Genomic DNA, 11,601 nt, shown 5'->3' with positions numbered 1-11,601 from the left:
GTTTGTTTAGGCGGATGATTAGACTAAAATACCCAATGACACAATTTAGGACCTTAAAGTACTAATGACACAATGACTAATGACCAAATACAATGATAAAAAACTATTTAAAAATCGCGTGGAGGAACTTGTGGAGAAACAAATTCTTTTCAATCATAAATATCATGGGCCTGGCGCTTGGAATGGCTTGCAGTGTTCTCATTATATTATGGGTGCAAAATGAATTGAGTGTTGACTCATTTCATAAAAATAACGACAGGCTCTACGCTGTTATTGAGCGCCAATATTACGATCATAAAGTTATGGGACAATATTCCGTACCTGGTGTGCTGGCTGATGAAATGAAGAAAACATTGCCACAGGTAGAATATGCCGTACAGATGGCATGGAATAACCAGAATACCTTCCAGGTAGGAACCAAGATCCTGAAACTGGAAGGAACATCTGCAAGTGCCGACTATTTTAAAATGTTTAGCTACCCACTAATCCAGGGGAATGCGCAAACAGCATTAAACTCTCCGCTAAGTATTGCATTATCGCGTAAAATGGCTGTTGATTTTTTTGGCAGTCCGCAGGAGGCCATCGGTAAAACCATCCGTTATGAAAATAAAAAGGATTTTAAAGTAACAGCAGTTTTTGAAGACCTTCCTCATAATGTAGCGAATAAATTTGAGTTTTTAATCAATTGGGATAGTTTTTTAGATGAAAATAAGTGGGCAAAGGATTGGGGGAATAATGGGCCTATTGCTTATGTAATGCTTCGAACCGGAACTGATGCCGCATTATTTGATAAAAAAATAGCTCACTTTTTAGATACCTATGATAAAGACCAAAGCGCCGCCTTCCGTGAACAATTAGGGATCCAGAAATTTGAAGACGTTTACCTTCATAATAATTTTAAGAATGGAAAGCCTGAAGACGGCCGGATTGAATATGTGCACCTGTTTAGCATAATAGCCGTATTCATCCTGGTGATTGCCTGTATTAACTTCATGAATTTAACTACTGCCCGTTCTGTTAAAAGGGCGCGCGAAATAGGGGTACGGAAGGTAGTAGGAGCAGTACGTTCGGTTTTGATCAGGCAATTTGTAGGCGAGGCTGTTTTGCTTACCTGCTTTGCTACAATTATAGCCTTAGTAATAGTATTGCTATTATTACCGGTATTTAATTCGGTTACGCAAAAACAAATCGACTTTCCTTTTGGCCAGATCAGATTTTGGCTGGGCCTGACTGGCTTAACCCTTATAACAGGTTTACTATCAGGTAGCTATCCGGCTTTGTTCCTGTCATCATTTAACCCTGTTAAAGTGCTTAAAGGTGCAGTAAAGTTAAGCACAGGCGCAGCGTGGTTCCGTAAAGGGCTGGTGGTATTTCAGTTTGTACTATCTGTTGTGCTGATTATCGGTACCATAGTAATATCAAAACAGGTTAATTACATTCAAAAAAAGAATTTGGGTTATGATCGTGAAAACCTGATCTATATTCCGTTAGAGGGTGATCTTACCGCTAAATACAAGATCTTTAAAAATGAGGCCTTAAATATGCCCGGGATTCAGCAGGTTACGAGGATCTCCGACGCTCCAACTAATTTTGGCAGCACCACCGGCGGCGTAAGGTGGGATGGCAAAGACCCTAATGTAAACGTTATGTTTACTCAGGTATCAACTGGCTATGATTTTGTAAAAACCATGAAGCTTAAACTGGTTAGCGGAAGAGACTTTTCAAGAGATCATGCAACTGATTCCGTAGGTTATATAATTAACGAAACATCCTTAAAACGAATTGGTTATACCAACCCAATCGGCAAACCATTTACCATGTGGGGTAAAAAAGGCACTATCGTAGGCGTATTAAAAGATTTCCATTTTAACTCGTTGCACGATCCCATTTTACCATTGATCATCCATTTCGGCGAGGAAAATAATTATGGCATGGCGCTAATCCGCACCAAGCCCGGTCAAACTAAACAGGCTCTTGCATCTGCCGAAAAGCTTTGCAAAGAGTTAAACCCCAATTTTCAGTTCAGCTATTATTTTGCCGATGCTGAATATCAAAAGCAATATATAAGTGAACAGGTTGTAGGTAAACTTTCAAATGCTTTCGCTTTTTTAGCGATATTTATTTCGTGCCTTGGGTTACTTGGATTAGCCATGTTCACTGCCGAACAGCGAATAAAAGAAATTGGCATTCGTAAAGTATTGGGCGCAAGTGTAGGCTCATTATTTACTTTATTATCAAAAGAATTTTTGATCCTGGTTTTAATAGCTTTGTGTATCGCGTCGCCTTTAGCATGGTTAGCAATGCATAAATGGCTTGAAAATTACAGCTACCGTACTACTATTGATTGGTGGGTGTTTGTACTATCAGGCGTTATTGCAATAATGATTGCTTTAGTTACGGTAAGCATTCAATCTGCAAAAGCTGCACTGATGAATCCGGTGAAAAGCTTGCGGAGTGAGTGAAGTTGTCATTGGTCATTAGTCATTTAAAGAGTAGTTAATATTTTGAAGACTGATGATCAACAACCCTAACCTGGCAAACTAATGACTAATGATACAATGACTAATGACCAAATAATATGTTAAAAAACTATTTCAAAATAGCCTGGAGAAACCTTAAGAAAAACAGGCTTTATGCTTTTGTAAATATTACAGGCTTAACTGTTGGGATTGTAAGTTGCCTGTTGATAGGCGTGTACATTAAAGATGAGTTGAGTTACGACCGTTTTAATGATAACGCAGATAAAATAGTTAGGGTAACCATGGACTATGTCCAGGGTGGTGCACCGCAAAAAACATCGGTAACCGGCACAAAGGTGGGGCCGCAATTTAAAAGAACATTCCCTGCCGTTGATAATTTTGTACGCCTGGAAAAACGCGGCGGGGTTATAACCTACAACAACCGGGTATTTGAAGAAAATAGCATCCTGTATGCCGACCCTTCATTTTTTAAGGTATTTTCATTTAAGCTAATCAATGGGGATGCATCAGCGTTAAGCTCGCCTGAAAAGATCATCCTAACAGAAACATCGGCTAAAAAATACTTTGATACAGAAAATCCTGTTGGTAAAACACTAAAACTTGGCGACCAGAATTTTATGGTTTCGGCTGTTGCTGCCGATGCGCCTTCAAATTCACAGGTTAAGTTTGATTTTATTGTATCGTTCAGCAACCTCAATGCATCTAAAACTGAAAAATGGTGGGAAGCGAATTACATTACGTACCTATTGTTAAAGGATAAAGACCAAATTCAGCCTTTGCAAAAACAAGTTGCTGCTTATATGAATGGTATTAGTGTAAATGAGCTTAAAATGACGGGGAGCCACTATTTAACCTATCACCTGGAGCCTTTAACAAGTGTGCATTTGCATTCAAATCTCCCAAGTTCGTTGGAGCCAAACGGTAGTATTACCTATATCTATATAATGGTTATAGTGGCTGTGTTGATATTGATAATTGCCTGTGTAAACTATGTAAACCTTTCAATTGCACAATCGGCCGGACGTGGTGCCGAAATAGGCATTCGTAAAGTAATGGGCGCTGCAAAAAGTCAACTTTTCAGGCAGTTTATTGGGGAGTCGCTTTTTGTTACAGCTATAGGGGTATTATTGGCTATTGGCTTTGCTTTTGTACTATTGCCTTCATTCAATCACATATCAGGCAAAGAACTTCAGTTTAATGCATTGCTTGATCCGGCAATATTAGGCAGCCTGGTATTGCTGGGAATTGGAATAGGCTTTGTAGCAGGAGCTTATCCGGCTTTGCTGTTATCAAGCGTTAAGCTTGCAAAGATCCTTAAATCCGGATTTTCATTTACCTCAGGGCAAAGCGTGCGGAAATCGTTAATTGTTTTCCAGTTTATCATTTCAATTTTCCTGATCGTCACTACAGTGATTATACTACAACAACTGTCATACATCAGAAATAAAGATATTGGCTATAACAAAAGCAATGTAGTGGTTTTGCCAATAAACTGGAGAATGTTGCCAAAGGTTAAGGGACTTAAAAACGAGATCAGCAATGTTCCGGGAGTTGTGGGCGTTGCATCGGCCAATAATGAGCCTATTAACGTGCAATGGGGCGACGGTATTAATACTGCTGATGGTAAACAGATCTCGGTTAACGCATTGCCCATGGATGAGGATTTTATTAAAACTATGCAGTTGAAAATTATTGCAGGCACTGATTTTAATGAAACCGATGTGATGCAGATTGATACCACTAACCAGGGTAAAAATTTCCATTACTCATTTATGCTGAACGAGGCCGCTGCCCGTGAATTAGGCTGGACACCTCAAGAGGCAATAGGAAAAGAGATTTCAAAAGGCTCAACCGGCAAAATAAAAGCCGTGGTAAAAGATTTCAACTTTAAATCTTTTCATGACCCCATCGGCCCATTGTTGATATTTTTAGATCACGACCAAACACAAAACTTATTGATCCGCATAGACGGAAAAAATACAAGTGCGGCTATTCAAAATATTGAAAAGATCTGGAAAAACCGGGTACCTGAAAGGCCCTTTTCTTATAAGTTTTTGGATGATGATTATGATGCCATGTACCGCGGCGAACAGCGTACAGCTGGCGTGTTCACTACATTTTCGGCTTTAGCGATATTGCTGGCTTGCCTTGGCTTGTTTGCTGTTACCGCTTATGCAGTTGTGCAGCGTACAAAAGAAATTGGCATAAGGAAGGTATTGGGCGCAACCGTTTCAAGTATAATAGTACTTATTTCAAAAGACTTTTTAGGCTTAATAGTTATAGCTACTGTAATTGCATCGCCCATTGCCTGGTATATGGCACATTCATGGCTGCAGGATTTTGCTTACCGCATAAATATTCACTGGTGGGTCTTTATTGCGGCAGGGGCGGCCTCACTACTGGTTGCAGCAGTTACCGTAAGTATCCAGGCTATTAAGGCGGCTTTAGCAAACCCAGTGAAGAGCCTTAAAAGCGAGTAGTTAAAAAAGTTTGCAGTTTATAGTGGGCAGTTGGCAGGAAAATACCTGTAACTGCCCACTATTTGTTTGAAACTATCTTTTATTTTTCAGATACTGCCAACTGTAAACCGCCAACTGTAAACTTATTTTTAATACCATGCAACGTAGCACATTAAAAAGTAGTCTAATAGATAAATAAACTTAAAATAATGAAAACTTACCTTGCACTACTAATAATTGCCTGCTCAAGCACAGTTGCTTTGGCCCAGGGCAATTGGGATAAAACTCCTTATCAAACCAAATCACTGGCTAACGACGCGATAAAGGATGTATTTGTAAAAACATCAGGCGGCAGCATTTCTGTTAGCGGTGGAGGCGAATCGCCCCGTATTGAGATCTATGTACGTGGTAATAATGGCCAGGAACTATCAAAAGAAGAAATTGACAAACGCCTTAGTGATGACTATGAGCTTAATGTTTCTGTAAGTAATCATGAATTGCATGCAACAGCAAGAAGAAAGCATGAAGGTAATTTTAACTGGAGAAGACAATTGAGCATCTCTTTCAAAATATTCACACCAAAACAAGTGGCTACTCATTTAAACACCAGTGGCGGCAGCATTCACCTGGATAATTTAACCGGGACCCAGGAATTTAGCACTAGCGGTGGCAGCCTGCATATGGACAACCTTGCCGGCATTATAAAAGGCGAAACATCAGGCGGCAGCATTGATGTTAGCAACTCAAAAGATAACATCAATCTTGAAACAAGCGGCGGAAGTATCCACGCAAGAAACTGCCAGGGGAAAATAAGGTTAGAAACATCAGGCGGTTCATTACACCTTGAAGCATTAAATGGCTCAATTACTGCTAATACAAGCGGTGGCAGCATCCAGGCAAATGACATAAAAGGCGAATTAATTACCGGTACGTCAGGCGGCAGCGTTAATTTATCGGCTATGGCTTGCAGCCTTAATGCTTCAACCAGCGGTGGCAGCATGCATGTGGATATGTTGCAGTTAGGGAAATATATCAAGCTTGATGTTAGCGGCGGCCATGTGGATCTGAAACTTCCGTCAAACCAGGGTATGACACTTAATTTGTCGGCAAGTAAAATAAATACCGCCCACATCAGCAATTTTAGTGGTGAGTGGGAAAAAGACCATGTGAAAGGCACCCTAAACGGGGGCGGGGTACCGGTTAATGTTGAGGCCAGCGATAACCTGAGTATAAGCTTTAATTAATAGATTTAAATAGTTTTAATTAACGGTCCTGATGTGCTATTAGTAGCATGTCAGGACCGTTTTTAGTTTTAGTCCACGCGGGAAAAGCGTTCCATTTTTACAGCGGAACGGGTGGAACAAAGTTAAACATGTTGATTATCAGTAGTTTGCCAATTTGTAACGGATTAATAATATGCAAGTATCTGACAATCAGAATGTTTCATTGGTCTTTGTATCGAATTTACGCAAACTTAAACAAATCCGAAATTGAAATTCCGAAATCCGAAATCAAAACCACTGTTCGCAGGTGTAACACCCTGTGTTCGCTAATGATACAGTTGTAATTAAAAGTAAAATATAAATAATTGATTAATAGCATTTTATATAATTGGTATGCATTTTAAACTACTTATGAGAAACGCGGCTTATTATATTAAAATAAGCTGATTAATGAATGATAACTTATGATCAAAAACTTCATAATAACAGCCTGGCGAAATCTGAGGAGGAACAAAGTATTCTCATTTATAAACGTTTTTGGGTTAGCCGTTGGATTAGCCTGCTGTATGCTCATCAGCGCTTATTTATACCAGGAATTAACTTATGATACTTATTCTGCAAATGCCAAACAGCTCTACAGGGTTGCGCTTCACTCAAATGGAAACAATACCTCGGCCGATTTTCCAAATGTTGACGTTGCAGTAGGACAGGGCATAAAAAATGCTTTTCCGCAAGTATTGGATTTTACCCGCTTGTCTCAGCGGGGGCCGGTGTTTGTTAAATACAATGAAAAGCAGTTTAAAGAAAACAAGATCGTAATGATCGATCCTAACTTCTTTCACCTGTTTTCAATACCATTAATTGAAGGTGACAGTAAAGCTGCACTTACTGAGCCAAATACCGTAGTTATCACTAAAACATTCGGGAAGAAATATTTTGGGAATTCTCCGGCGCTTGGTAAAATGGTGAGTGTTGGCCCTAACCTTTTAAAAATAACCGGCATAATTGACGAAATTCCGGGTAATTCTCATTTCCATGCTGATGCGTTTATAAGCATGGCTACATTTGTTACGGCTACCACAAGGCAAACCTGGAGTAACGTTGGCTATTTTACCTATCTTCTGCTTGATAAAAATGCCGATCCTAAAAAGCTGGAGGCCGGTTTTCCGAAATTGGTTGCAAAAAATGTTGTTCCTGAAATTCAGCGTGATATGGGGGTGAGCCTTGCAGAGGCCCAAAAGTCTGTAAACTCTTTCCTGTTCTTTTTACAGCCTGTTACTGATATACATCTGCATTCAGCATCTAAATATGAGTTTGAGGCTAATGGCGATATTCACTATGTTTATATATTTGGCGCCCTCGCCTTCTTCATTCTGCTGCTGGCTTGTATAAATTTCACTAACCTGTCAACAGCAAGCTCATCAAACCGCTCAAAAGAAATAGGGATCAGGAAGGTATTAGGGTCAGAAAAAAACAAGCTTGTTTTGCAGTTTCTTACTGAATCAGTAATGCTTACCGCCCTGGCAATGCTTTTTGCGTTAGGTCTTATTTATCTGTTATTGCCATACTTTAATAACCTTGCCGGCAAACATATTGATATGTTGTTCTTCCTGAATTTCAGGGCGCTGGGTTTACAAATTGCCCTGATCCTTTTTGTTGGGCTTGTTGCAGGTATTTACCCTGCATTTTTCTTATCCTCATTTAAAATTCTGGCTGTTTTAAAAGGGAACAGTACTGTGCAAACTACCGGTCGGGGAGGGTTACGCAGCAGTTTGATCGTATGCCAGTTTGCTATATCTACAGCACTGATCATATCAACATTTGTGGTTTACCAGCAATTGCATTTTATGCAGAACAAGAAACTTGGCTACGATAAAAACCAGGTACTGGTAATAAATGATACCTATACACTGGGCAATAATATAGTAGCTTTTAAGCAACAGCTTTTAAATGATCACCGTGTGGTAAACGCCAGCATTTCAAGCAATGTACCGGGCTTCAATAATATGGGGGGTACCGAAATTTATGCTAAAAACCTGGCAGATAAAGGCGCCCGTACCGAGATCCAAAGCGGCATTTATTGGGTGGAGGATTCGTATATCCCAACGTTGGGGATCCAAATTATTAAAGGGCGAAACTTTTACCCGCCGTCGCCTGCCGATTCAGTTTCAGTTATAGTTAATGAAGCCGCTGTGCGCGATCTCGGTTTTGGAAATACTGATCCGATAGGTAAAACCATCATCCGTTCAGGTCAGCGCCATTATACCATAGTTGGGGTAGTGAAAGATTTTCATTACACCTCCGCAAAACAAAAGATCGCACCTTTAATGATGTTGCCATCTACTAATAGCCCGGGTTCAATAATTGCAAGGATAAAAACAGCTGATGTGCAACCTTTATTGGCAGATATAAAGCGTCAGTGGAGTTTATACAATCCCGGTACACCTTTTAGCTATTCTTTTTTGGATGAGCAGTATCAATCGTTATACAATACTGAAGAGCGTACCGGTAAGATATTTACATCATTTGCTGTTATAGCAGTTATAATAGCCAGCCTTGGCTTGTTTGGTTTGGCTGCGTTTATGATCCGCCAGCGGGTTAAAGAAATTGGGATCAGGAAAGTTTTGGGGGCAACAACAGGCAGCATCACAGTTATGCTATCAAAAGAGTTTTTAAAGCTGATAGTAATAGCATCGCTGATCGCGTTTCCGCTAACATGGTACGCCATGAGCAAATGGCTGCAGGATTTCGCCTACCGGATAGATATTCAATGGTGGGTATTTGTACTGGCTGCGGGCATTGCTTTATTGGTAGCTTCAGTTACAATCAGCTTTCAATCAATCAAGGCTGCACTGGCAAACCCGGTGAAGAGTCTGCGTTCCGAGTGAGGTTGGTCATTGGGCACTAGTCATTTGTGGATTAGACTAATTATCCAATAATACAATTTACAACCTCAAAGCACGAATGACTAATGACAGCGAAGCGAATGACAAATGACTAATATATGATAAAAAACTATTTCAAAACCGCGTGGCGGAACCTGGTGAAAAATAAGTTTTATTCCGTAATTAATATTGCGGGGTTAACCCTGGGCCTTGCTATAGGCATGCTTATTTTACTATGGGTACAGGACGAACTGAGTTTTGATTCTTTTCATACAAAAACAAAAAGCATATACCGTGTTAATTCATTTTTAGGCAGCGGAAGCACCAAAAGGATTTGGGATAATGCACAGGCGCCAGTAGCAACTTATGCTTTAAAAGAAGTGCCGGGTGTTAAAAATGCCGTTCGCATCTCGTCGGGATATAACAGCGTTTTTAGCTATAAAAACAAGCTGCTAAAGGAAAATAATACAGCATATACCGATCCATCTCTTTTCAGCATGTTTGATTTTAAATGGATAAAAGGAGACGCCAAAAATCCATTTCCTAATGATCAGTCTGTAATCATCACACAATCTACAGCGAAAAAGTATTTTGGAGAAGAAGACCCTATCGGGAAAGTGTTACAGCAGGATCATAAGGATAATTATACCGTAAGCGGTATAATTGCCGATTTTCCGGATAACTCAAGCATAAATTATGATATGCTGTTCTCAATGAACCTGGTAGCCAAAGAATATAACGGCAAGGGTTTCTGGAAATCACTTGATAGCAACTGGGGTAATTTTGGGTATACTACTTTCTTTGAAATTCAACCCGGTACACCTATAAAGCCTGTTGGGGAAAAACTGATCCGGATCCAGGCAAAAAACGCACCGTGGATAAAGGTGAATTTAAAGGAGAATGCCTATCAGTTACAACCACTTTCAACTATTCACCTGTACCAGGCAGATGGCACAGCATCAGGAATGCAAACGGTTAATATATTTTTAATTGTTGCTGTTTTAATATTACTGATAGCCTGCATCAATTATGTTAACCTTTCAACCGCCCGGTCAATGATCCGTGCTAAAGAGGTAAGCATCCGTAAAATTGTAGGTGCTCAAAAAGCACAGTTGTTTGCACAGTTTATTATTGAAACTGTTCTATTTTTCAGTATCGCGCTGGTATTTGCTTTTATACTGATTACTCTGCTAATGCCATACTATAACCAGATCTCGGGTAAACACATGCATCTTAACCTGGCTGATCCTGCTGTATGGAAGATAGTTTCACTAACGGTTGCCGGTACTTTAATCGCAGCATCCATATACCCAGCCTTATTATTATCGTCTTTTGAACCATTAAAGGCATTAAAAGGAAAAATAACCTTAGGCGTGGGCAATGTTACCTTCAGGAAGATCTTGGTTACCACCCAATTTATTTTTTCGGTTACGCTGATAATAGTTACCCTGGTAATTGGAAAACAATTAAAATACATCCGCGAAAAAGATCCGGGTTATGACCGTTCGCAGGTTTTCTCTTTCCAAATGGGCGAGATGCAAAAACACCAGGATTTGGTTAAAGCCGAACTAAGGAACCAGCCGGGTATTGAAGCCGTAACAGCATCGGATAATACACTGGTAAATAACGGAAATACTACCGCCGGTGTAGATTGGGATGGTAAAGACGCCAATTCGGGCTTTATTATTCACCACTTAGGAATAGATGAGAAGTTTATCCCGCTGATGAAAATTAAATTACTGGCTGGAAATAATTTTTCGGGGGTAAAATCAGATACAGCCCACTTTATATTAAACGAAACTGCTGTTAAATTAACCGGAATAAAGAATCCTATTGGTAAACGTCTGAAATTACAGGAAACAGAGGGAACCATTATAGGCGTTGTTAAAGACTTTAATACAGCATCGTTAAAAGAAAGAATTGAACCTACAGTAATTTATTATGAGCCTAAAGGTTATTTATTATATGTAAAAACCACGGGAAGAAACGCTGCTAAAGCCATTGCAGCAGCCACCCGTTTATGGAACCAATATAATCCCGGTTTTCCGTTTGAGTATAATTTTATGGATGAAGAATACGGCAACTTGTATAAAACAGAGCAGCGAACCGGTGTTTTATTTAACATCTTTTCGGCTATTGCAATTATTATTTCATGCCTTGGCCTTTTAGGATTAGCAACCTATACAGCACAGATCATGACCAAAGAGATTGGAATCCGTAAAGTATTGGGTGCAAGCGTGAGCAGCATAGTAGCCCTGGTATCGAAGGACTTTTTGAAACTGATTTTACTATCTATAACAATTGGTTCACCAATAGCCTGGTGGGCAATGAATAAATGGCTGCAAAATTTTGTTTACCGGATTGATATTAACTGGGTGATATTTCTTTTGGCAGGTTTGATATCGATAGGAATCGCGTTGATAACCATCAGCTTCCAATCGATAAAAGCCGCAGTGGCAAACCCGGTGAAGAGCCTGCGTTCCGAGTGATTAGAGGCTAAAGATCAGAGATTAGTTAAAAAAATCTCGGAGACAGGCACCAATAAACTAATGAA

5 protein-coding genes are annotated in these 11,601 nt (G+C 39.8%); all 5 read left to right on the top strand.

The annotated features are described in order from the left end of the window. Positions 1–92 precede the first annotated feature (92 nt). On the top strand, positions 93–2,462 hold the full coding sequence (locus BUE31_RS03635; RefSeq protein WP_073400343.1) for an ABC transporter permease: 2,370 nt from the start codon (positions 93–95) through the stop codon (positions 2,460–2,462). A 116-nt stretch (positions 2,463–2,578) separates the two neighbouring features. Further along, positions 2,579–4,960 (top strand): ABC transporter permease, encoded by a 2,382-nt coding sequence (locus tag BUE31_RS03630; RefSeq protein WP_073400341.1) that lies wholly within the window; start codon positions 2,579–2,581, stop codon positions 4,958–4,960. 188 nt (positions 4,961–5,148) lie between these two features. After that, on the top strand, positions 5,149–6,183 hold the full coding sequence (locus BUE31_RS03625; RefSeq protein WP_073400339.1) for a DUF4097 family beta strand repeat-containing protein: 1,035 nt from the start codon (positions 5,149–5,151) through the stop codon (positions 6,181–6,183). A gap of 443 nt (positions 6,184–6,626) precedes the next feature. Next, a complete protein-coding gene (locus tag BUE31_RS03620) occupies positions 6,627–9,050 on the top strand; it encodes an ABC transporter permease (RefSeq protein ID WP_073400337.1) in 2,424 nt (807 codons plus the stop codon). Between the two features lie 116 nt (positions 9,051–9,166). Next, positions 9,167–11,536: an ABC transporter permease gene (locus BUE31_RS03615; protein ID WP_073400335.1), complete on the top strand. Its 2,370-nt coding sequence runs from the start codon at positions 9,167–9,169 to the stop codon at positions 11,534–11,536. Positions 11,537–11,601 lie beyond the last annotated feature (65 nt).

Origin of the sequence: Mucilaginibacter sp. OK098 (assembly GCF_900142915.1) — a bacterium.
In the GTDB taxonomy this organism is placed as follows: Bacteria; Bacteroidota; Bacteroidia; order Sphingobacteriales; family Sphingobacteriaceae; genus Mucilaginibacter.
This window is presented reverse-complemented; position numbering and strand designations above follow the sequence as displayed.